We start from the raw sequence: 20,335 nt of genomic DNA, 5'->3' as shown, positions 1-20,335 counted from the left end.
ACGCAGACCAGCCCGTGGGAGCGCAATGTTCATCGACCTGACGCCGGAGCAGCGCCAGCTGCAAGCCGAGCTACGCCAATACTTTTCGAGCCTGATCTCCTCGGACGAAATGAAGGCGATGGAGCAGGATCGCCACAACGCGGCATACCGCGCGGTGATCCGGCGCATGGGCCAGGACGGCAAGCTCGGGGTCGGATGGCCAAAGGAGTTCGGCGGCCTTGGTTTCGGTCCGATCGAGCAGCAGATCTTCGTCAACGAGGCGCATCGGGCCGACGTGCCGCTGCCCGCGGTGACGCTGCAAACCGTCGGACCCACCCTGCAGGTGTATGGCAGCGAAATGCAGAAGAAGAAATTTTTGCCCGCGATTCTCGCCGGCGAGGTGCACTTCGCGATCGGCTACACCGAGCCGGAAGCCGGCACCGACCTGGCGTCGTTGCGTACCACCGCAGTCCGCGACGGCGACCACTACATCGTCAACGGCCAAAAGATCTTCACCACCGGCGCGCATGATGCCGACTACATCTGGCTGGCCTGCCGTACCGACCCGGATGCCGTGAAACACAAAGGCATTTCGATACTGATCGTCGACACCAAGGACCCGGGTTATTCCTGGACTCCGATCATCCTGTCCGACGGTGCGCACCACACCAATGCCACGTACTACAACGACGTACGGGTGCCGGCCGACATGCTGGTCGGTGAGGAGAACGGCGGCTGGCGGCTGATCACCACTCAGCTCAACAACGAGCGGGTGATGTTGGGCCCGGCGGGTCGTATCGCCGGTATCTACGACCGGCTGCATGCCTGGGCTTCCAAGCCGGGTGGCAACGGCGTTACGCCGATCGACCACCACGACGTAAAGCGCGCGCTTGGTGAGATTCATGCCATGTGGCGGATCAACGAGTTGCTGAACTGGCAGGTCGCCGCCGCGGGCGAAGACATCAACGTGGCTGATGCCGCGTCTACCAAAGTCTTTGGCACGGAGCGGATTCAGTACATCGGCCGGCTTGCCGAGGAGATCGTCGGCAAGTACGGCAACCCTGCCGAACCGGCTACCGCGGGACTGCTCAACTGGCTCGACTCCCAAACCAAGCGCAATCTGGTGATCACTTTCGGCGGGGGAGTGAACGAAGTCATGCGGGAGATGATCGCCGCTTCCGGTCTCAAGGTGCCGAGGGTGCCGAGATGAGCGGGGTCGCAGGCATTCAGGACGCCGTCGCGGAGATTAAAGCGGCGGGTGCCGCTAAGCCGCGGGCGGGCCGGGATCCGGTGAACCAACCGATGATCAACAACTGGGTCGAGGCGATCGGCGACCGTAACCCGATCTATGTAAACGAGGACGCCGCGCGCGCTGTCGGTCATCCGGGAATTGTGGCTCCTCCGGCGATGATTCAAGTCTGGACCATGTTCGGGCTGGGTGGCTCCCGCCCGGACGACGATCCCATGGGTCCGATGATGAAGCTGTTCGACGACGCTGGGTATATCGGTGTGGTCGCCACCAACTGCGAACAGACCTACCACCGGTACCTGCAGCCCGGTGAGGAGGTCAGCATCACCGCCGAGATGGGTGACGTAATCGGGCCCAAGCAGACTGCGCTCGGCGAGGGCTATTTCATCAACCAGCACATCATCTGGCGGGTCGGCGACGAAGACGTGGCCGAGATGAACTGGCGTATCTTGAAATTCAAGCCCGCCGACAGTGCCGCGCAGAGTTCGGTGCCTGAGGGTCTCGACCCCGACGCTCTGATGCGGCCGTCGTCGTCGCGCGACACCGCCTTCTTTTGGGACGGGGTCAAGGCACACGAACTGCGGATCCAGCGGCTCGCGGACGGGAGTCTGCGACACCCGCCGGTACCGGCGGTGTGGCAGGACGCATCCGCGCCGATCGACTACGTAGTGTCCGGCGGGCGCGGCACAGTGTTCAGCTTCGTGGTGCATCACGCGCCGAAAGTGCCCGGCCGCACACTGCCGTTCGTCATCGCACTGGTCGAGCTGGAGGAAGGCGTCCGGATGCTTGGCGAGCTGCGTAACGTCGACCACGGCCAGGTGCAGATCGGAATGCCGGTTCGCGCAACTTATATCGACTTCCCGGCCGGAGACAATGGCCCCGAATGGACACTCTACGCTTGGGAGCCCGACGCATGAGCGCGTCAGTTATGGAAGTGGGCACTACTCTTCCCGAGTTGAAGCTGTATGGGGACCCCACGTTCATCATCTCAACCGCGTTGGCCACCCGTGACTTTCAGGACGTTCATCATGATCGGGACAAGGCTGTGGCGAAGGGCTCGAAAGATATCTTCGTCAACATCCTCACCGACACCGGGCTGGTACAGCGTTACGTCACCGACTGGGCCGGGCCGTCGGCGTTGATCAAGTCGATCGGATTGCGGCTCGGGGTGCCGTGGTACGCCGACGACACAGTGACCTTCACCGGCGAGGTGACCGAGGTGGACGACGGCCTGATCACGGTAAAAGTGCTGGGCGCCAACAGCCTTGGCAATCATGTCATCGCGACGGTAACGCTGACGATTGGGGACGCCTAGATGTTGTCCGGTAAGGCGGCCATCGTCGGGATCGGGGCCACCGACTTCTCCAAGGACTCCGGCCGCAGCGAGCTGCGACTGGCGGCCGAGGCGGTGCTGGACGCTCTCGACGACGCAGGGTTGAGTCCCGCCGACGTCGACGGACTGACCACGTTCACGATGGACACCAACACCGAAATCGCTGTCGCGCGGGCGGCTGGCATCGGCGAGTTGAAGTTCTTCTCCAAGATCCACTATGGCGGCGGTGCGGCATGTGCGACCGTGCAGCACGCGGCGATGGCTGTTGCCACCGGTGTCGCCGACGTGGTGGTGGCCTACCGGGCTTTCAACGAGCGCTCCGGTATGCGCTTCGGCCAGGTACAGACCCGCCTCGTGGGAGATGCTGGCAGCCAAGCAGATTCGACGGCGGCCGACAACTCCTTCTCCTACCCGCACGGGCTTTCCACGCCCGCGGCACAGGTGGCCATGATCGCTCGGCGATACATGCACCTCTCCGGTGCGACCAGCCGGGATTTCGGCGCCATCTCGGTGGCCGATCGCAAACACGCCGCCAACAACCCGAAGGCGTATTTCTACGAAAAGCCGATAACCATTGAGGACCATCAGAACTCGCGGTGGATCGCTGAACCGCTGCGACTGCTGGACTGCTGCCAGGAGACGGACGGCGCGGTGGCCATCGTGGTCACGTCGGTCGAGCGGGCACGCGACCTCAAGCAGCGTCCCGCCGTCATCGAGGCCGCGTCGCAGGGCTCCAGCCCTGACCAGTACACGATGGTCAGCTACTACCGGCCTGAACTGGGTCTGCCGGAGATGGGCTTGGTGGGCCGGCAGCTGTGGCAGCAGTCCGGACTTTCGCCGGCCGACATCCAGACCGCGGTGCTCTATGACCACTTCACGCCCTTCACGCTGATTCAGTTGGAGGAGTTAGGATTTTGCGAGCGGGGCGAGGCGAAGAACTTCATCGCCGACGGCGCCATCGAGGTGGGCGGCCGGCTTCCCGTCAACACCCACGGCGGCCAACTCGGCGAGGCCTACATCCACGGCATGAACGGCATCGCCGAAGGAGTCCGGCAACTACGCGGCACGTCAGTGAACCCGGTGCCAGACGTCGAGCATGTGCTCGTCACCGCCGGTACGGGTGTGCCGACATCCGGTTTGATCCTGAGTTAACCTGCCGAGCAGACGTAAAAGTCCCCAAAATCGACTGATTTCGGGGGCTTTTACGTCTGCTCACCCTAGTTGGCGAATCTGCGCACCAGCTGGTTCTCCCCGAAGGTGCTGGTATGTTGCAAACCCTGGTCATCACGGCCGAAGAACGTCCATTGCCTCGGAATCTTCTGCGGCGCACCGATGAGCTTGACCGTATAGCGCAGCTGGCTGGGTCCCGTCGTGGCGATGACGTCACCGACCTTGATCTCCGACGGATGAATTTCGGGTACATCCCAGTTCTGTACGGCCATGTCACTCATCCTCACGTCGGTTACCGCCACAGTACCCTTGATTCTCAAGATCTTCGGCACGGCGTATCCGGGGTCGTGATCGTGAACTACATTGCCGGACGCAATTTCGAGCGCCCCAATGTGTGCGTCCTGCTCGCCGCGCCGGCGCCGATGAACCGAAGTCCACTGGCCGCCAAACCGCACGCGGCGTAGGGTGAGACCCGAGCTGTTTCGTTGTCAGCGGTGGTCACGTGCTGTTCCGCGAATGACACCCACGGGCAATGTGATTCCTCCGTCCGTCTCGCAGTGGGGCGTTCGATGCCAACCGCGAAGGAACCGCCCGTGAATTGTCCAGACCTCACCTTGTCGCGACCACCCGACGTACTAAGTTCGGCTTCTGCTCGCGACAGGCACACCATCGTCGCGTGCCGTGGCCCACGACACCGCCAGCGACAACGGTGATGACCTATCTACTCGCGGGCCGACGTCGTGCCACCGCCATCCGCCTATCGGTGGCCCGCGACCTCGGCCGTGATATTGACGGCGCCTGGTGGCCACGGGTGCATAGCATCTCCAACGAATTGCCCGGCCTTGTCACGGTGCTGACCCCCCTCCTCGGAATCGTCAGTTCCATCAACGTCAACTGGTCATCTATACAGGCTCCGCCCGACTTCAACTGCCCGGGGTGGGAAGGCAAACGCCAGCACGTCATGACGGTCACGGGCGCGGAGGCCGCTGCCAACCTACTGATCATTCCGTACGCGACCTATAGCGCGCTGGCCCTTATGGTGTTGCGCTGCGCTGCCGACCTGCCGATCGATGCTGTCGACCGGAACAAGCCTGCATTCCTGACCGCTGATTGCATACTCCGAGCCGCCCACCAGCAACGCGCTCTGGGTTAACCTGCTCGCCCTATGCGGGGACCAGCTCTACGCCGGACAGCACGACGGCGTTGTCGCGCGAAGGCGCGACAACGCTTGCCGCGAAACGGCCTTCGCCCTTCCAGATGTTGACTTGCAGCGTCTCGCCGGGGAACGCGACGCCCGCGAAGCGGGCGCCGTAGGCGGCGACAGCCGTCGCGTCCCCGTCGAGCAGGGTGTCGGTGATTGCCTTGCACGCCATGCCGTAAGTACACAGGCCGTGCAGGATGGGCTGGTGAAAGCCTGCGGCAGCGGCAAATTGGGGATCCGAATGCAACGGATTGCGATCGCCACACAGTCGATACAGCAGCGCCTGCTGCGGCAGGATCGGCATCGCAACCTCAAGATCCGGGGCGCGCTCCGGTGCGGAGTCCGACGACCCTGACGGCCCGCGGTCGCCGCCGAATCCGCCCTCGCCGCGGGCGTAGATCGATCGCTTCTGTGTCCACAGCAGGATGCCGTCGGGTGCGGTCACTTTGGTCTCGCTCCAGATCACCGCGGCCTTGCCCTTGTCCCAGATGTCGGTGAAGCGGGTCACTGCCCGGCCTGATCCCGAAGGCGGCAGTGGCGCAGGCACTTCCACTCGCTCGCTGGCGTGCAGCACCTTGCTCAGCTCGATGTCGATGCCGGGAAACTGTACGGTAGGCGGTGTGGTCTGGTGGAAGGTAGCAGCGACATTGCCGAACGTGGGCAGCACCTGCGGGGTGTCGTCCACCAGATAGCGCAACTCGCTTGGATCCATCGGATCCGAGCCGGCGCCCAGTGCCAAGTGGTAGAGCTGCACATCACTACTGACCCAAGAGAACTCGATCGGCTCCAGCTCGGCGGCCAGCGCGACGTCCACATCGATCGGCATGTCAGGCCTTCCCGGACTCGGCGATGTGCAACGCAGCCAGGTAACCGAATGTCATCGCCGGACCGATGGTGCCGCCGGGTCCGGGGTATGTGTGTCCCATCACCGGAGCACTGACATTGCCTGCGGCATAAAGGCCTTCGATGATGCTGCCGTCGTCGCGCAGCGCACGTGCGTGGATATCGGTGCGAATACCGCCTTTGGTACCCAGATCGCCCGGCACCATCTTGGCCGCATAGTAAGGCGGGTGACTGATCTCGCCGAGATTGGGATTGGGCTTGTTCGTCGGGTCGCCGTAGTACCTGTCGTATGCGCTTTCACCGCGGTGGTAGTCCTCGTCGACCCCGGACCGGGCAAAGCCGTTGAAACGCTCAACGGTCGAAGCCAGTTCGGCGGCCGGCAGGCCGGCCTTCGCAGCCAGCTCCTCCAGGGTGCCGGCCGTCACGATCACGCCGGACTCCATCCACTTGCGCGGAATTCGCTGGCCGGGTTGCAGTCCCGCGAAGATATAGCGGTCGCGGTACCGCTGGTCGAACACCAGCCACGCCGGTATGTTCTCACCGGGTCCGGGCCCCTGGCCGTATTCCCCGCCGTACATGTGGTGACAGGCTTCCACGTAGGGCATCGATTCGTTCATGAACCGCTTGCCGGACATGTTGACGATGATCGAACCTGGCGAGTTGCGCTCCGACAGTGCGAACCACGGGGCACCCACCAGCGGCACCGTCGGTCCCCACCAGGCGTCCTCCATCAGATCCAGTGCAGCGCCCAGCTTTTCGCCGGCGATGATGCCGTCACCGGTGTTGGCCGTGGCGCCGACGGTCCACTCGGTGGTGATGGGCGCGCGCTGGTACTTCACCCGCATCTGTTCGTTGTGCTCGAAACCACCGGAAGCCAGGATCACGCCGCGCCGTGCCCGGATCAGCTGTGGCTCAGCCGATTCCGATGCTGAAGTGTCGCGGACATAGACGCCCCTGACCGCACCGTCCTCGACGTAGAGGTCAGTCAGCGCGGTGTTGAGCTCCACCGGAACACCGGCCCGCTGGAGGCCGATCCGCAGCGGGCCGATCAGCGCTCGACCCATTCCGACCAAGTTCTTGCCGGTCGCCTTGGCCCACATCGTCCGGGCGCCGACCCGCAGGCTGCGCAGCACTCCGCGGGGATGTCGCTTGAGCTGGTTGAGCCGCATGTAATCCTGTTGCATCACAACCACATTGAGGGGCACTTTGCCGTAAGCAGGTTCGAGGCCGGCTTCGTCGACACCGAGCTTGCGGGCATTGAACGGTTTCGGCTCGATCGAACGGCCGCCCGCGCGACCCCCGGGTGCCTCGGGGTAGTAATCGGAATAGCCCGGCACCCAGCACATCTTGAGCGGTGTGTGCTCGAGGACGAAGGACAGCATCTCGGGTCCGCGCTCGAGGTAGGTGTCGATGCGTTCGGGTTCGACCCCGCTGACCGACCGGTCGCCGATGATGCCGTGCAGGTAGGTGCGGGCCGCCTCGGGGGTGTCCTTGACCCGGTCGTGCTTGAGGACCTGGTTGTTGGGAATCCAGACGCCGCCGCCCGAGCGCGCGGTCGAGCCGCCGAAGTGAGAGGCTTTCTCGATGACCACTGTCGAGAGGCCTCGGTGTGCGGCAGCCAGCGCAGCCACCATGCCGGCGCCGCCGCTTCCGACCACGACGACGTCGTACTCCTGTGCTGTCATGTAGAACACGTTATAGAATTGCCCAGGCTGGGCGCTACTGACCCGGTCACCATCAATCCGGTAAGACGAGGGGACTTCGGTAAATGCTCTCTGTTGCGGTTCGCGACGAGCTTGCCGCCGACCTGGCCCAAGCCGAGCGGAGCCGGGAACCGATAGCCCCCCTGACAGCCGGCTACCCCGATATCGACGTCGTCGACGCCTACGAGATTCAGCTGATCAACATCCGCCAGCGGGTGGCCGAGGGAGCCCGGGTGGTGGGCCACAAGGTGGGGCTGTCCTCCTTGGCGATGCAGCAGATGATGGGCGTCGACGAGCCCGACTACGGGCACCTGCTCGACGAGATGGAGGTCTTCGAGGACGTCTCGGTCAAGGCCGCGCGCTACCTGTATCCGCGGGTCGAGGTGGAGGTCGGGTTCATCCTGGCGGCCGACCTGCCGGGGGCCGGATGCACCGAGGAGGACGTGCTGGCGGCAACGGAGGCCCTGGTCCCGTCCATCGAGCTGATCGACACCAGGATCACGGACTGGAAGATCGCGCTGTGCGACACCATCGCCGATAACGCGTCGTCAGCCGGATTTGTGCTGGGCAAAGCTCGGGTATCGCCGGCCGACATCGACGTCAAGACCATCGACGCGACCCTGACCTGCAACGGCGACGTCGTCGCGGAGGGTCGCAGTGATGCGGTGCTGGGCAATCCGGTCACGGCGGTGGCATGGCTGTCCCGCAAGGTGGAAAGCTTCGGGGTGCGGCTGCGCAAAGGTGACATCGTGTTACCCGGATCGTGCACACGAGCGATCGACGCCTGCGCCGGCGACCAATTCATCGCCGAGTTCGCCGGCTTGGGTGCGGTTCGTTTGTCGTTTGAATAAGCAGTAAGGAGCATCATGCCTGCTAAGGCGAGTGTTGCGATTGTGGGTTCGGGAAACATCAGCACCGACCTGCTGTACAAATTGCTTCGATCGGAGTGGTTGGAACCGCGCTGGATGGTGGGGATCGATCCGGAGAGCGAAGGCCTGGCCCGCGCCCGCAAGCTGGGGTTGGAGACGACCCACGAAGGGGTCGACTGGCTGTTGGCCCAGCCCGAGAAGCCCGACCTGGTCTTCGAGGCCACCAGCGCTTACGTGCACAAGGATGCGGCGCCGAAGTATGCGGCCGCGGGCATCCGCGCTGTCGATCTGACGCCGGCAGCGGTGGGTCCGGCGGTGATCCCGCCGGCCAACCTGCGCGAACATCTCGACGCCCCGAATGTGAACATGATCACCTGCGGCGGACAGGCGACCATTCCGATCGTGTACGCGGTGAACCGCGCGGTCACTGACCTGGGCGGGGTCCCGTACGCCGAGATTGTCGCCTCGGTCGCCTCGGTGTCAGCGGGGCCGGGCACCCGCGCCAACATCGACGAGTTCACCAAGACAACCAGCAAGGGCGTCGAAACGATCGGCGGCGCCAAGCGTGGCAAGGCGATCATCATCCTGAACCCGGCCGACCCGCCGATGATCATGCGCGACACGATCTTCTGCGCGATCCCCGAGGATGCCGACCGCGACGCGATCGCTGCCTCCATCCACGATGTGGTGGCCGAGGTGCAGAGCTACGTGCCCGGCTACCGGCTGCTCAACGAGCCGCAGTTCGACGAGCCGTCGATCAACTCCGGGGGTCGTGCGGTGGTGACCACATTCGTCGAGGTCGAGGGTGCGGGAGACTATCTGCCGCCGTATGCCGGCAACCTCGACATCATGACTGCGGCGGCCACCAAAGTGGGCGAAGAGATCGCCAAAGAGACCTTGTCCGCCACGGCAGGAGGGGTGCAGAGATGAGTCGCGCCGATGACGATGATGCCGGCGTAGCCGGGATGGAGGAGTGGCGCAAATGACTACGGACATCTTCTTCAACCCGGTGTGGGACGTCCGGATGACCGACACGTCCCTGCGGGACGGATCGCACCACAAACGTCACCAGTTCACCAAGGACGAGGTGGGCGCAATCGTGGCCGCCTTGGATACCGCCGGTGTACCGGTTATCGAGGTCACGCACGGCGACGGCCTCGGCGGCTCGAGCTTCAACTACGGGTTCTCCAAGACCCCCGAGCAGGAGCTCATCAAGCTCGCCGCCGAAACCGCCAAAGAGGCCAAGGTCGCCTTCTTGATGTTGCCCGGGGTGGGCACCAAGGAGGACATCAAGGAGGCCCAGGACAACGGCGGTTCGATCTGCCGGATCGCAACCCACTGCACCGAAGCGGACGTGTCGATCCAGCACTTCGGCTTCGCCCGCGACCTGGGCCTGGAGACGGTCGGCTTCCTGATGATGGCCCACACCATTGCGCCGGAGAAACTGGCCGCCCAAGCCCGGATCATGGCCGACGCCGGCTGCCAATGCGTCTATGTCGTCGACTCAGCCGGGGCGCTGGTGCTCGAAGGGGTGCGCGACCGGGTCGCGGCGCTGGTGGCCGAACTCGGCGACGACGCCCAGGTCGGGTTCCACGGGCACGAAAACCTGGGATTGGGCGTGGCGAACTCCGTCGAGGCCGTCCGCGCGGGCGCCAAGCAGATCGACGGATCCTGCCGACGGTTCGGCGCCGGTGCGGGCAACGCGCCCGTCGAGGCGCTGATCGGGGTGTTCGACAAGATCGGCGTCAAGACCGGCATCGACTTCTTCGACATCGCCGACGCCGCCGAAGATGTGGTGCGCCCGGCCATGCCGGCCGAATGCCTGCTTGACCGCAACGCGCTGATCATGGGGTACTCCGGGGTCTACTCGAGTTTCCTCAAGCACGCCGTCCGCCAATCGGAACGGTATGGGGTGCCCGCCCACCAGTTGCTGCACCGGGCGGGCCAGCGCAAGCTCATCGGCGGCCAAGAGGACCAGCTCATCGACATCGCGCTGGAGATCAAACGAGAGCAAGAAAGCGGCGCCACAGCTAGTCACTAGCGCACAGGTGGCGCAAAGGTACCGCGGGTAACCTGACGCGCATGCGCACGACAACCACGACACGCGGCCCGCGTCGCCGCGGACTGTTCGGTCTGCTCGGAGGCGGGCTACTGGCAGCTACCGCCTCGGTGGTCATCGCGTTGCCGGTTGCCAGCGCGGATCCGCCCTGCAACAAGACCGTGGGTGAATCGATCGATTCGTACTTGCAGCGGCACCCTGACCTCCACGCGCAGCTGCAGGCCAAGTCTCAGGCCGAGGGTGGCAACGGCAACGTCATCGACTACCTGAACCGGCATCCGGATGTGCGGCAGCATCTGATCGACCTGTCCCAGCAATGCGCGCCGTAGTGAGTCGGCCTCGTATTTGAACGCCGCGCCCGACGCGCGGGAATGTTCGCCATTGACGAAAAAGTAGAACACGTTCTAGCGTCTAGGCGTGTTCTCTGATCCCCTTACCGCTGCGATCGCGGAGGCCGAGCAATTGGTGGCCGCGGCGCCGCACATCGAGACCGAAGCCGACCTGCTCGAAGGCCTGCAGTACCTGGCGGGCTGCGTGGCGGCCTGTATGCATCTGGCGTTCGACTACGAACGCGACCACCCTTTCCTGCAGTCAGGCACCGGGCCGTTCACCAAGATGGGCCTGGACAACCCGGACACCCTTTACTTCGGCACCCGGGTACACGCCGACCGTGACTATGTGGTCACCGGTAGGCGCGGAACCACCACCGACCTGAGCTTCCAGTTGCTCGGCGGCGAGTACACCGACGACAACGTGCCCGCGAGCCAGGCCGCGTTCGACGACCGGGAGCTCGATATCGCCGAGGACGGCAGCTTCGAGTGGCGGTTGCGTCCCACCAGTCCCGGGCAACTGGTGATGCGCGAGGTGTACGGCGACTGGTCCGCTCAGCGCGGCACGCTGACGGTCTCGCGGTTGGACACCATCGGCACCGCGCCGCCGCCACTGACCCGCGAAACCATCGAAAAGCGTTACGCCACAGCGGGAAAGCAACTCGTCAACCGGGTGAAGACGTGGCTGCAGTTCCCGCAGTGGTTCTACCTCAAGATCCCGGTCAACACCATGGTCGCGCCACGGCTGACTCCGGGCGGGCTGGCTACGCAATACTCGTCGGTGGGGCATTTCGAGCTGCGGCCCGATCAGGCGCTGGTGATCACGGTGCCGGTCAGCGACGCCCCCTATCTGGGTTTCCAGCTGGGTAGCATGTGGTACATCTCACTGGACTACATCAACCACCAGACGTCGCTGAACAACACTCAGGCCCAAGCGGATCCGGACGGTAAGGTCCGCATCGTCGTAGCGGACCAGAATCCGGGTGTCACCAACTGGGTGGAAACGCTAGGTCACCGGCGTGGCTTCCTGCAGTTCCGCTGGCAGCGGGTCTCGCGTGAGCTCACCGAGGCCGACGGGCCGACCGTCGAGCTGGTCGACTTCGACGCCGTTCCGGCCGCGCTGCCGTATCTGGAGCACAACAAGATTTCCGAGGACGATTTGCGGGCGCGAATCGCACTGCGCCAACAGCAAATTGCGGCCAGGATGCTGGGGTGAGGATGACCGGAATGCTCGCAAACAAAGTGGTCGTGATCAGCGGCGTCGGCCCCGGGCTGGGGACCACGCTGGCGCACCGGTGCGCGCGTGACGGCGCGGACCTGGTGCTGGCGGCCCGCAGCGCGGAGCGTCTCGATGACGTCGCCAAGCAGATCGTCGACACCGGACGGAGGGCGGTGGCGGTGCCCACCGACATCACCGACGACGACCAGGTGAACAACCTCGTCGACGCCACACTGGAGGCCTACGGCAAGGCCGACGTGCTGATCAACAACGCATTCCGGGTACCGTCGATGAAGCCGTTGGCGGGCACCACGTTTCAGCACATCAGGGACGCCATCGAGCTCAGCGCACTCGGGGCGCTGCGCCTGATTCAGGGCTTCACGCCTGCGCTTGCCGAGTCGCATGGCTCGATCGTCAACGTCAACTCCATGGTGCTGCGGCACTCTCAGGCCAAATACGGCGCGTACAAGATGGCCAAATCAGCGCTGCTGGCCATGTCGCAATCGCTGGCCACGGAGCTTGGCGAGCAGGGTATCCGGGTCAATTCCGTTGCGCCCGGGTATATCTGGGGCGACACCTTGCAGAGCTACTTCAACCATCAGGCCGGCAAGTACGGTACCACGGTCGACCAGATCTACCAGGCCACCGCGGCCAACTCCGACCTCAAGCGGCTGCCCACCGAGGACGAGGTGGCGTCGGCGATTCTGTTCATGGCCAGCGACCTGTCCAGCGGCATCACCGGGCAAACCCTGGACGTCAACTGCGGGGAGTACCACAACTGATGAGCGATCGCACCGATATCGGCACGGTCGACGAACTACACGCCTCGGCCACCAAGCTCACCGGGCTCGACGATTTCGGCACCGACGACGACAACTACCGCGAGGCACTGGGAGTGCTGCTGGACTCCTACCGCCGGGAAGCCGGGCTAACCCCGTTGGGCAGCAAGATGAACCGATTCTTCCTGCGCGGCGCGCTGGTGGCCAGGCTGCTGTCCGAGTCCGCCTGGAAGCAGTATCCGCAGTATGCCGACGTCGTCATCGAACGACCCATCTTCGTCACAGGCCTGGTGCGCACCGGCACGACGGCGCTGCACCGGCTGCTCGGCGCGGACCCGGCGCATCAGGGCCTGCACATGTGGTTGGCCGAGTTTCCGCAACCGCGCCCGCCGCGCGAAACGTGGGAATCGAACCCGCTGTATCGCGAACTCGACGCGCAATTCACCCGCCATCACGCCGAGAATCCGGGATACACCGGCCTGCACTTCATGGCGGCATACGAGCTCGAGGAATGCTGGCAGCTGCTGCGACAGTCACTGCATTCGGTCTCCTACGAGACGCTTTCGCATCTACCCAGCTACGCGCAGTGGCTGTCTCGGCAGGACTGGACGCCGTCCTATCAGCGGCACCGCAAGAACCTCCAGCTGATCGGGCTGAACGACGCCGAAAAGCGTTGGGTGCTCAAGAATCCCAGCCATCTGTTCGCGCTGGACGCCTTGATGGCGACCTATCCCGACGCGCTGGTGATTCAGACCCACCGGCCAGTCGAGACGATTATGGCGTCCATGTGCTCGCTGGCCCAGCACACCGCCGACGGCTGGTCCACGATGTTCGTCGGCACTCAGATCGGCGCTGACGCTATGGATACCTGGTCGCGGGGGTTGGAGCGGTTCAATACCGCGCGCGCCAAATACGATCCGGCGCAGTTCTACGACGTCGACTATCGCGACCTGATCTCCGATCCACTCGGCACGGTGGCCGACATCTATCGGCATTTCGGCCTGACGCTGACCGAGGAGGCCAGACAAGCCATGGCGGACAGCCATGCTCAGAGCCAAGCCGGTGACCGCGCGCCGAAGCATACGTATTCACTTGCTGATTACGGCCTTTCGGTCGAGACAGTCAAGGAACGCTTCGCCGGGCTGTGACACGCTCGCGGTGCCCACGCATTACGCCTCGATTCGTTGCGGCCCGAACCAGACACCGTCGGGATCCCCGACCGCACCGGCCCGCTCGCGTGCCGCGGCCAGCTCCGATGACGCCGCAAACTGTTGCGCCGCGACGAAGCTCTGCATGTGCATGACAACGATGACGACGTTCGGATCGCTGCCGTCGACATAGGTGCCGGTCACCACCAAGCCGTGTCGTCGCCGAACGTCATCGAGTCCGGGATCGCGGAACACGGCATTCCAGCGATCGATGCTGGCGACCCGTTGTTTGACTAGCATCACTCCGGTCACGGCCACCTCCCTGATCGAACTGTTATGTCTACATTCGTAGACATATCCTCTAGACTAGCGCGCTTGCGGTGACCATGTCTACAGTTGTGGACATGCGCCAGAGCAGGAATGCCGCCGATGTGCCGCCGCGTCGCCGCGATGCCGCTGCCACTAGAACCCGGTTGCTGGAAGCCGCTCGCGAACTGTTCCTCCGCCATGGGTATGACGCAGTTGGTCTGCGCGAGGTGGCGGCTCGAGCCGGCGTGGACGTCACCCTGGTCCGCCGCTACTTCGGATCCAAGCAAAGCCTGTTCATCCAGGCGACTGACGTCTCCGACAACGTGGATGGGATCCGAAAAGCCACTGATGATGCACTGGGCAGGCAGCTGATTGACCGCGTGCTGGCCGCACGTCGGGACGTCGACGCCCCGTTGTTCGCGTTGCTACGGTCCAGCGGGGATCCGGCGGTGGTGGCCCGACTCAATTCCCAACTCGATGCGGGCCTTACCCGCAACCTGACCAAACGAATCACCGCGGACCACCGCAGGATTCGCGCCGACATGGTCACGGCGCTGCTCCTGGGCATCGGCGTACAACGTGTGCTGCTGCAAAAGAAGCCGATGGCCAGCGCTCACGATGGCGACATCGCCGCGGTATTCCTCGAGGCGTTTGAAGCGATAACCAAACTGCCTCAGGGCAGTTGACTCAGCCGTCGTCAGCGACCGGGTCCAGATAGCCCTCGGCCACCGCATGTTCGATGCTGTCACTCAACCTGGGGCACGAACGGGTGCGAGCGGTGTCTTCGCCGCGGGCGCGGATTTCGGCGAAATAGGCGCAGCGCTGCGATGCTTCGGTGTCCCATTGCACCGCGGTGTGGCCCGGCCCCAATCGCTTCACAGTTACCGTGACGTGGCAGAATCGGCAATCCACTGGCCGCAGGCCGGCCGTCAGATAGCGTTCACGGTCGGCGCGGCTGGCCTCTCGAACCGCAGCGGCACGTTGCGGATCGTCACCGAAATCCCTTGACTTGGTCCAGGAATCGTCGGCACCGCCGCGGCCCGGTCGTTCCTGATGGTCCGGATGATCTGCACCGTGGTCACCGTGCAGCAGGAGCATCGACCGGGCCAGCCGATCGACGTCGGGTACATCGGACATGTCGGTCAGTGTTGCTCGGCGGGCACTTCGTCGGCGGCGGGCTCGGCATCCCGTGCCTTCAGGTTCTCCGCGACTTCGGCGTTCCAGAATTCGTTGGCCCGAGTCGTGTCGACCTCAATTTCGAAGCGCTCCACCATTTCCGGCTTGATGTCCGCTACATCCACATAAAACTGCTCATACCAGCGACGCAGCTGATAGACCGCGCCGTCCTCCTCGACCAGCAACGGGTTGTCGATCCGGGTCTTGTGCTTCCAGATCTCGACATCCTGCAGGAAGCCTTTGCTGACGCCGTCGGTGAACACCCGCGACAACTTGTCAGTCATCTTCTCGTCCATGCCTTTCGGCTTTTCGACGATGACTCCCCACTGCAGCACGAACGAGTTCTGGGTCACCGGGTAGTGGCAGTTGATCAGGATCGATTCGGCCTTGTAGTCGCCGTACTTGTTGTGCAGCCAGTTGATCATGAACGAGGGCCCGAAGTAGGACGCCTCCGAGTCCAGGTGCGCTTCGCCGTACGAGGTGCCCAGATCGTCCACGTCGGGCCGACCCACGTTGTGCAAGTACTGCGAGGCGACGTGGCCCTCGAAGACGTTCTTGAAGTACGTGGGCAAGCCGAAGTGGATGTAGAAGAAGTGCGCCATGTCGGTGACGTTGTCGATGATGTCGCGGCAGTTGGATCCCTCGATGAGGATGCTGTTCCACCGCCAGTCGGTCCATTCGTCGCTGACCGCCTCCGGAATCTCCGGGATTCTGACTGCCGGGTCCGGCGGATTGCCTTCGTGGTCGTGCCAGACGAACAGCAGGCCGCTGCGCACATCGGTGGCCCACGCGCGGGTACGCGCCATTCTGGGCGTGCGCTTGGCATACGGCACCAGCTTGCACCGGCCGTCACCGCCCCACCGCCAGTCATGGAACGGGCAGGCGACCTCATCGCCCTTGATGGTGCCCTCGGTCAGGTCGCCGCCCATGTGGCGGCAGTAGGCGTCCAGAACCTTCAGCTCGCCCTGCGAGTCGGCGAAAACCACCAGCTTGGTGCCGAACGCCTGAATCGCGTGCGGCTTTCCATCCAGGTAGTCCTTCGCTACGCCCAGGCAGTGCCAGCCGCGGGCGTACCTGGTTGGCAAGGTGCCGGAATCGATCTCCCGGACGCCGACGGTGTCGGTACTCACCTGGTCACCTCCAAGTTTCTGGTCTCTAACTAGAACACGTTACAGTTTTCGGACTGGCAAGCGCAACGAGCGCGAGTCGGGCTGCATTAGCTAGGACGTATTCCCGGCTGCGGTATATCTAGACGATGCCGCTGTTTGCTTTCGAGGGTCGCGCGCCACGGATCGACCCCACCGCCTTCGTGGCCCCGACCGCCACCCTGATCGGCGACGTGACCGTCGAAGCGGGAGCGTCGGTGTGGTTCAACGCCGTGCTGCGCGGGGACTACGGACCGATCGTGGTGCGCGAAGGCGCCAACGTGCAGGACGGCTCGGTGCTGCACGCGCCGCCCGGCATCCCCGTCGACATCGGTCCCGGAGCGACGGTGGCGCACATGTGCGTCATCCACGGGGTGCACGTCGGCTCCGAAGCGCTGATCGCCAACCACGCCACCGTGCTGGACGGCGCGGTGATCGGCGCCCGCAGCATGATCGCGGCACATTCGCTGGTGGTGGCCGGCACCCAGATTCCGAGCGGCGTACTGGCGATGGGCGCGCCGGCTCAGGTGAAGGGGCCGATCGCCGGGACGGGCGCCGAGATGTGGATCAACCTCAATCCGCAGGCCTACCGCGAGCTGGCACAGCGGCATCTGGCGGGGCTGGAACCCATCTAACCCGACGACCTGTGGCTCGAGCCGCAGCTTGTAGACGGTTCCAAGAATTAGTCAAGGATTCGCCAAGTCTGGCGCCGGATAGTTGCGACAGCGGAAGATTCGGCAACACAGCCGAACGCGAGGACGAGGTTCACGACCATGCCCAACTTAATGACCACCCAGCCACAACTAGACGAAACCTTGGCGCTCACGGACGTTGAGCTGCAGACACCGACGCTCATCACCGAACAAGAAGTCCGGTTCAGCACCGCGGTGGCGCTGGCCCCATCGACTCGGCAGCCGGCACACCGGAACCGTGTTGTCACGGCCATGCGACGCATGTTCGCGGCCCCGGCCGAGAAGCCGCGTCAGGAGCGACGCCACCAGCCGCGGCGATACGCGTTCTTGGAAAACGCCCTCATGGGACGTGAAATGGACCGACTCTGACCGATGCCCAGCTGACCGGCGCCCTATGGGCGCCGAATCAGCTTGTTGCGTAGGCAGTCGCAATCGGCGAGCCGATCTACACCTTTCGGGCGGATGCTGCGGCGCGTTCCATTTCCCAGTACGCGCGCAACGCAACCAGCTGGCCGTCGTCGTTCGCCTTATAGGTGAACACACCGTCCGCGGTGATCTGATAGTCGCCCGTCGTGATGAGGATATGCCCGACGTTGGCTTCTTCGTAGCCGCATTGGTAGGTGTCGCGGAAGACGAACTCGATCTTGTCGGTGGGCGCAATGGCTTTGTCCCAGAAGGCCGATATCGCGTCCCGCCCGCGGTGACCCTTGCCTTCCGGGTCGAAAGCCGATGGCCCAATGGGATCTTCGACGATGGCGTCGTCGGCGAACACGGCCAGCCAGGCTTTTTTGTCCCTGGCTTGCACCGCCTCGCGGGATCGACGGCCCGCCTCATGTGCGAGATGCTTCACCGCGGCCTGCTGGCTCACTTGACGTCCTTCGCCGGCTTGTCACTGCTCACTACCCACATCGAGTAATACTGCGAGCCACCACCGTAGGCATGTCCCAACGCTTTTCGCGCACCCGGCACCTGGTGATCGCCGCCTTTGCCCATCACCTGAATCGCCGCCTCGGCGAAGCGGATCAGGCCCGATGCACCGATCGGGTTCGACGACAGCACCCCGCCGGACGGGTTCACCGGAAGTCGTCCCCCGATCGCGGTCTCACCGGCTTCGGTGAGTTTCCAGCCTTCGCCTTCGGGGGCAAAGCCCAGGCTCTCCAACCACATTGGCTCGAACCACGAGAACGGAACGTAGATCTCGGCGGCGTCGATCTCGTCGATGGGGCTGGTGATGCCGGCCCCCTTCCACAGTGCGGCGGCCGCGTCGCGGCTGGCTTGGGGGCTGACCTGGTCACGGCCCGAGAATTGCAGCGGCTCGGTGCGCAGTGCGGTGGCATGGATCCATGCCACCGGATGTCCTTGCCCCAGACGCGCTTCGGCGATTTCCTCGTTGCCGATCACCACCGCGCAGGCGCCGTCGGACGACGGGCACGTCTCGTCGTAGCGGATGGGATCCCACAGCATCGGCGATTCCATCACCTTCTCGAGGGTGATGTCGGGCTGGTGCAGATGCGCCAGCGGGTTGCGGGCGCCGTTGAGCCGGTCCTTGACCGCGACCATCGCACCGATATTCGTCGGTGCACCGGAACGGCGGATGTACGACCGAACGTGCGGGGCGAAATACCCGCCCGCGCCCGCGCCGACCGGCTTGATGAAGGGGATCGGAATCGACAACGCCCACATGGCATTCGACTCCGATTGCTTCTCCCAGGCCATCGCCAGCACCCGGCGGTACTTACCGGACTGCACCAGGCTGGCCGCCACCACCCCGGTGGATCCGCCGACCGAACCCGCAGTGTGCACTCGGATCAGCGGTTTGCCGGTGGCGCCCACGGCATCGGCCATGAACAGCTCCGGCATCATGACGCCCTCGAAGAAGTCGGGTGCCTTGCCGACGACGACAGCGTCGATGTCGTCGAAAGAGGAACCGGAATCTTCCAGCGCGCGGTCGATAGCCTCGCGCACCAGGCCGTTCATCGAGACGTCTTTGCGCTTGGCCACATACTTGGTCTGTCCGGTACCGAGTACCGCGGCCAGATTTGCCCCTGCACCGGCCATCAGTTTTTCCCTTCCATGACCGCGACCAGGTTCTGTTGCAGCGCAGGACCGCTGGTCGCATGCGCCAGCACCCGCTGCGCCGAACCATTCCAGATATGTTGTGCCGCAAAGCCTATGCGTTCAAGGCCGGCGACGAACATTGGATTCGCCGCCAGCGCTCCGCCCGAAGGATTGATCTTCGTCGCCCCGGGGATGTTGATCGCCTCCGCGAGGATCAGGTGCTGGTGGGTGAACGGCGCGCAAATCTCGGCCACGTCGAGGTTGCGGGTGCTTCCCCTGGTCGCCACCCTGGCCGCCGCCTGCGTGGACGGCGACTCGGTGAGATCGCGGACGCCCAGCGACGGGGACTCGATGCGGTGTTCGATGCCGGTGATCCAGGCCGGGTTCTCGCGCAACTCCCGCGCCCGGTCGTCGGCGGCCAACACGATCGCGGCCGCGCCGTCGGTGATCGGCGCGATGTCGTGGCGCCGCAGCGGATCGGCGAAGAACGGCCGCTCGAGCAGTTCGTCGAGGCTGACCGCGGGCTCCTCGGAGTCCACCCGGCGGGCGTTTGCGAAGGATTCGAAAGCGACGCGCGCCATTTGCAATTCGGTCCACTTGCCCGAGTCGAGCCCGATTCTGGCCTGTAGTCCCGCCATCGACACCGAGTCCGGCCACAGCGGCGCGACGGTGTAGGGGTCGGTCTGCCGCGACAAGATGCGCCGGAGGACTCCCGCTGAGGACTTGCCGAAGCCGTACACCAGCGCGGTGTCGACCTCGCCGGTGAGGATCTTGATGTAGGCCTCGTAAAGTGCCCAGGCGGCGTCCATCTCGACGTGCGATTCGTTGATCGGCGGCACAGCTCCGATAGAGTCGATCGCCGAGATGAACGAAAATGCGCGTCCGGCAAGGTAATCCGAAGAGCCGGAGCACCAGAAGCCAATGTCGGCCTTGGTGATGCCCAGATCCTGGTAGAGCTGGGCGAAGCACGGCATCAACATCTCGACGCCGTTGGTGGTGCCGTCGGTGCGGCGGACATGCGGCGCGTGGGCAAAGCCGACGACCGCAACGTTGCGAGCGCTCATTGCAGATAGG

24 protein-coding genes are annotated in these 20,335 nt (G+C 64.3%); 15 read left to right on the top strand and 9 right to left on the bottom strand.

Going from position 1 to position 20,335, the window contains the following annotated elements; genetic code table 11:
- Positions 1-25 precede the first annotated feature (25 nt).
- Genes fadE29 through A9W99_RS00850 form a run of 4 tightly spaced genes read left to right on the top strand, consistent with a single transcriptional unit; the run spans position 26 to position 3,713 of the window.
- Positions 26-1,189: an acyl-CoA dehydrogenase FadE29 gene (gene fadE29, locus A9W99_RS00865; RefSeq protein WP_067371947.1), complete on the top strand. Its 1,164-nt coding sequence runs from the start codon at positions 26-28 to the stop codon at positions 1,187-1,189.
- Positions 1,186-2,145, top strand: a complete 960-nt coding sequence (locus A9W99_RS00860; protein ID WP_067371944.1) for a bifunctional MaoC family dehydratase N-terminal/OB-fold nucleic acid binding domain-containing protein — start codon at positions 1,186-1,188, stop codon at positions 2,143-2,145. Before fadE29 ends, A9W99_RS00860 begins: the two co-directional genes overlap by 4 nt.
- A complete protein-coding gene (locus tag A9W99_RS00855) occupies positions 2,142-2,543 on the top strand; it encodes a MaoC family dehydratase (protein WP_067371941.1) in 402 nt (133 codons plus the stop codon). The genes A9W99_RS00860 and A9W99_RS00855 overlap by 4 nt, the downstream gene beginning before the upstream one ends.
- Complete coding sequence (locus A9W99_RS00850) at positions 2,544-3,713, top strand: lipid-transfer protein (protein WP_067371938.1); 1,170 nt, start codon at positions 2,544-2,546, stop codon at positions 3,711-3,713. It abuts the gene before it with no gap.
- A gap of 65 nt (positions 3,714-3,778) precedes the next feature.
- Here the strand turns inward: A9W99_RS00850 and A9W99_RS00845 are convergent, their stop codons facing one another.
- The gene (locus A9W99_RS00845) at positions 3,779-4,003 is read right to left on the bottom strand and encodes a hypothetical protein (protein WP_067372394.1); all 225 of its coding nucleotides are present in this window, start codon (positions 4,001-4,003) and stop codon (positions 3,779-3,781) included.
- Between the two features lie 440 nt (positions 4,004-4,443).
- Between A9W99_RS00845 and A9W99_RS00840 the strand changes: the two genes are divergently transcribed.
- Positions 4,444-4,884, top strand: a complete 441-nt coding sequence (locus A9W99_RS00840) for a DUF5994 family protein (protein ID WP_067372391.1) — start codon at positions 4,444-4,446, stop codon at positions 4,882-4,884.
- Between the two features lie 10 nt (positions 4,885-4,894).
- On the opposite strand, the gene A9W99_RS00835 is transcribed toward A9W99_RS00840, so the two are convergent.
- Both A9W99_RS00835 and kstD read right to left on the bottom strand, forming a co-directional pair.
- Positions 4,895-5,758, bottom strand: a complete 864-nt coding sequence (locus tag A9W99_RS00835) for a MaoC/PaaZ C-terminal domain-containing protein (protein ID WP_067371935.1) — start codon at positions 5,756-5,758, stop codon at positions 4,895-4,897.
- Between the two features lies 1 nt (position 5,759).
- Complete coding sequence (gene kstD / locus A9W99_RS00830) at positions 5,760-7,460, bottom strand: 3-oxosteroid 1-dehydrogenase (protein WP_067372388.1); 1,701 nt, start codon at positions 7,458-7,460, stop codon at positions 5,760-5,762.
- Positions 7,461-7,543: 83 nt separating this feature from the next.
- Here kstD and A9W99_RS00825 point away from each other — a divergent pair, with 83 nt between their 5' ends.
- The 7 genes from A9W99_RS00825 (at position 7,544) to A9W99_RS00795 (ending at position 13,881) form a co-directional block, all read left to right on the top strand.
- Positions 7,544-8,329 (top strand): 2-keto-4-pentenoate hydratase, encoded by a 786-nt coding sequence (locus A9W99_RS00825; protein ID WP_067371933.1) that lies wholly within the window; start codon positions 7,544-7,546, stop codon positions 8,327-8,329.
- A 15-nt stretch (positions 8,330-8,344) separates the two neighbouring features.
- A complete protein-coding gene (locus tag A9W99_RS00820; RefSeq protein WP_067371930.1) occupies positions 8,345-9,277 on the top strand; it encodes an acetaldehyde dehydrogenase (acetylating) in 933 nt (310 codons plus the stop codon).
- Positions 9,278-9,329: 52 nt separating this feature from the next.
- Positions 9,330-10,388 (top strand): 4-hydroxy-2-oxovalerate aldolase, encoded by a 1,059-nt coding sequence (dmpG, locus tag A9W99_RS00815; protein WP_067371927.1) that lies wholly within the window; start codon positions 9,330-9,332, stop codon positions 10,386-10,388.
- Positions 10,389-10,429: 41 nt separating this feature from the next.
- The gene (locus tag A9W99_RS00810; protein WP_067371924.1) at positions 10,430-10,735 is read left to right on the top strand and encodes a hypothetical protein; all 306 of its coding nucleotides are present in this window, start codon (positions 10,430-10,432) and stop codon (positions 10,733-10,735) included.
- 88 nt (positions 10,736-10,823) lie between these two features.
- Positions 10,824-11,951, top strand: coding sequence for a hypothetical protein (locus A9W99_RS00805; protein WP_067371921.1), 1,128 nt, complete (start codon positions 10,824-10,826; stop codon positions 11,949-11,951).
- Positions 11,952-11,953: 2 nt separating this feature from the next.
- The gene (locus A9W99_RS00800; protein WP_067371919.1) at positions 11,954-12,736 is read left to right on the top strand and encodes an SDR family oxidoreductase; all 783 of its coding nucleotides are present in this window, start codon (positions 11,954-11,956) and stop codon (positions 12,734-12,736) included.
- Positions 12,736-13,881, top strand: a complete 1,146-nt coding sequence (locus tag A9W99_RS00795; protein ID WP_067371916.1) for a sulfotransferase — start codon at positions 12,736-12,738, stop codon at positions 13,879-13,881. Before A9W99_RS00800 ends, A9W99_RS00795 begins: the two co-directional genes overlap by 1 nt.
- A 21-nt stretch (positions 13,882-13,902) precedes the next feature.
- On the opposite strand, the gene A9W99_RS00790 is transcribed toward A9W99_RS00795, so the two are convergent.
- Positions 13,903-14,193 carry a hypothetical protein gene (locus A9W99_RS00790; RefSeq protein WP_253869502.1) on the bottom strand — a complete coding sequence of 97 codons (291 nt, stop codon included), beginning with the start codon at positions 14,191-14,193 and terminating at the stop codon, positions 13,903-13,905.
- Between the two features lie 92 nt (positions 14,194-14,285).
- Between A9W99_RS00790 and A9W99_RS00785 the strand changes: the two genes are divergently transcribed.
- A complete protein-coding gene (locus tag A9W99_RS00785) occupies positions 14,286-14,876 on the top strand; it encodes a TetR/AcrR family transcriptional regulator (RefSeq protein ID WP_067371913.1) in 591 nt (196 codons plus the stop codon).
- Position 14,877: 1 nt separating this feature from the next.
- Here A9W99_RS00785 and A9W99_RS00780 read toward each other — a convergent pair whose 3' ends face one another.
- Both A9W99_RS00780 and A9W99_RS00775 read right to left on the bottom strand, forming a co-directional pair.
- Positions 14,878-15,327 (bottom strand): hypothetical protein, encoded by a 450-nt coding sequence (locus A9W99_RS00780; protein WP_067371908.1) that lies wholly within the window; start codon positions 15,325-15,327, stop codon positions 14,878-14,880.
- Between the two features lie 5 nt (positions 15,328-15,332).
- Positions 15,333-16,496, bottom strand: coding sequence for a Rieske 2Fe-2S domain-containing protein (locus tag A9W99_RS00775; protein ID WP_067371905.1), 1,164 nt, complete (start codon positions 16,494-16,496; stop codon positions 15,333-15,335).
- A 125-nt stretch (positions 16,497-16,621) separates the two neighbouring features.
- Between A9W99_RS00775 and A9W99_RS00770 the strand changes: the two genes are divergently transcribed.
- Positions 16,622-17,146, top strand: a complete 525-nt coding sequence (locus A9W99_RS00770; protein ID WP_067233316.1) for a gamma carbonic anhydrase family protein — start codon at positions 16,622-16,624, stop codon at positions 17,144-17,146.
- A gap of 138 nt (positions 17,147-17,284) precedes the next feature.
- Positions 17,285-17,572: a hypothetical protein gene (locus A9W99_RS00765; RefSeq protein ID WP_067371900.1), complete on the top strand. Its 288-nt coding sequence runs from the start codon at positions 17,285-17,287 to the stop codon at positions 17,570-17,572.
- A gap of 76 nt (positions 17,573-17,648) precedes the next feature.
- Here A9W99_RS00765 and A9W99_RS00760 read toward each other — a convergent pair whose 3' ends face one another.
- From A9W99_RS00760 to A9W99_RS00750, 3 genes are read right to left on the bottom strand one after another with little or no spacing between them, the layout of a single operon-like run.
- A complete protein-coding gene (locus A9W99_RS00760; RefSeq protein ID WP_253869500.1) occupies positions 17,649-18,071 on the bottom strand; it encodes a nuclear transport factor 2 family protein in 423 nt (140 codons plus the stop codon).
- Complete coding sequence (locus A9W99_RS00755) at positions 18,068-19,261, bottom strand: thiolase domain-containing protein (RefSeq protein ID WP_067371897.1); 1,194 nt, start codon at positions 19,259-19,261, stop codon at positions 18,068-18,070. Before A9W99_RS00755 ends, A9W99_RS00760 begins: the two co-directional genes overlap by 4 nt.
- On the bottom strand, positions 19,261-20,325 hold the full coding sequence (locus A9W99_RS00750) for a thiolase domain-containing protein (protein ID WP_067371894.1): 1,065 nt from the start codon (positions 20,323-20,325) through the stop codon (positions 19,261-19,263). Before A9W99_RS00750 ends, A9W99_RS00755 begins: the two co-directional genes overlap by 1 nt.
- Positions 20,326-20,335: the final 10 nt, after the last annotated feature.

The sequence above is a fragment of the Mycobacterium sp. 1164966.3 genome, assembly GCF_001665395.1.
GTDB lineage: Bacteria > Actinomycetota > Actinomycetes > Mycobacteriales > Mycobacteriaceae > Mycobacterium.
This window is presented reverse-complemented; position numbering and strand designations above follow the sequence as displayed.

Excerpts from the sequence above, each read along its gene's own strand:
- fadE29 (WP_067371947.1), top strand. The coding sequence starts at position 26 with ATGTTCATCGACCTGACGCCGGAGCAGCGCCAGCTGCAAGCCGAGCTA.
- A9W99_RS00860 (WP_067371944.1), top strand. The coding sequence starts at position 1,186 with ATGAGCGGGGTCGCAGGCATTCAGGACGCCGTCGCGGAGATTAAAGCG.
- A9W99_RS00855 (WP_067371941.1), top strand. The coding sequence starts at position 2,142 with ATGAGCGCGTCAGTTATGGAAGTGGGCACTACTCTTCCCGAGTTGAAG.
- A9W99_RS00850 (WP_067371938.1), top strand. The coding sequence starts at position 2,544 with ATGTTGTCCGGTAAGGCGGCCATCGTCGGGATCGGGGCCACCGACTTC.
- A9W99_RS00845 (WP_067372394.1), bottom strand. The coding sequence starts at position 4,003 with ATGGCCGTACAGAACTGGGATGTACCCGAAATTCATCCGTCGGAGATC.
- A9W99_RS00840 (WP_067372391.1), top strand. The coding sequence starts at position 4,444 with ATGACCTATCTACTCGCGGGCCGACGTCGTGCCACCGCCATCCGCCTA.
- A9W99_RS00835 (WP_067371935.1), bottom strand. The coding sequence starts at position 5,758 with ATGCCGATCGATGTGGACGTCGCGCTGGCCGCCGAGCTGGAGCCGATC.
- kstD (WP_067372388.1), bottom strand. The coding sequence starts at position 7,460 with ATGACAGCACAGGAGTACGACGTCGTCGTGGTCGGAAGCGGCGGCGCC.
- A9W99_RS00825 (WP_067371933.1), top strand. The coding sequence starts at position 7,544 with ATGCTCTCTGTTGCGGTTCGCGACGAGCTTGCCGCCGACCTGGCCCAA.
- A9W99_RS00820 (WP_067371930.1), top strand. The coding sequence starts at position 8,345 with ATGCCTGCTAAGGCGAGTGTTGCGATTGTGGGTTCGGGAAACATCAGC.
- dmpG (WP_067371927.1), top strand. The coding sequence starts at position 9,330 with ATGACTACGGACATCTTCTTCAACCCGGTGTGGGACGTCCGGATGACC.
- A9W99_RS00810 (WP_067371924.1), top strand. The coding sequence starts at position 10,430 with ATGCGCACGACAACCACGACACGCGGCCCGCGTCGCCGCGGACTGTTC.
- A9W99_RS00800 (WP_067371919.1), top strand. The coding sequence starts at position 11,954 with ATGACCGGAATGCTCGCAAACAAAGTGGTCGTGATCAGCGGCGTCGGC.
- A9W99_RS00795 (WP_067371916.1), top strand. The coding sequence starts at position 12,736 with ATGAGCGATCGCACCGATATCGGCACGGTCGACGAACTACACGCCTCG.
- A9W99_RS00785 (WP_067371913.1), top strand. The coding sequence starts at position 14,286 with ATGCGCCAGAGCAGGAATGCCGCCGATGTGCCGCCGCGTCGCCGCGAT.
- A9W99_RS00780 (WP_067371908.1), bottom strand. The coding sequence starts at position 15,327 with ATGTCCGATGTACCCGACGTCGATCGGCTGGCCCGGTCGATGCTCCTG.
- A9W99_RS00770 (WP_067233316.1), top strand. The coding sequence starts at position 16,622 with ATGCCGCTGTTTGCTTTCGAGGGTCGCGCGCCACGGATCGACCCCACC.
- A9W99_RS00765 (WP_067371900.1), top strand. The coding sequence starts at position 17,285 with ATGCCCAACTTAATGACCACCCAGCCACAACTAGACGAAACCTTGGCG.
- A9W99_RS00755 (WP_067371897.1), bottom strand. The coding sequence starts at position 19,261 with ATGGCCGGTGCAGGGGCAAATCTGGCCGCGGTACTCGGTACCGGACAG.
- A9W99_RS00750 (WP_067371894.1), bottom strand. The coding sequence starts at position 20,325 with ATGAGCGCTCGCAACGTTGCGGTCGTCGGCTTTGCCCACGCGCCGCAT.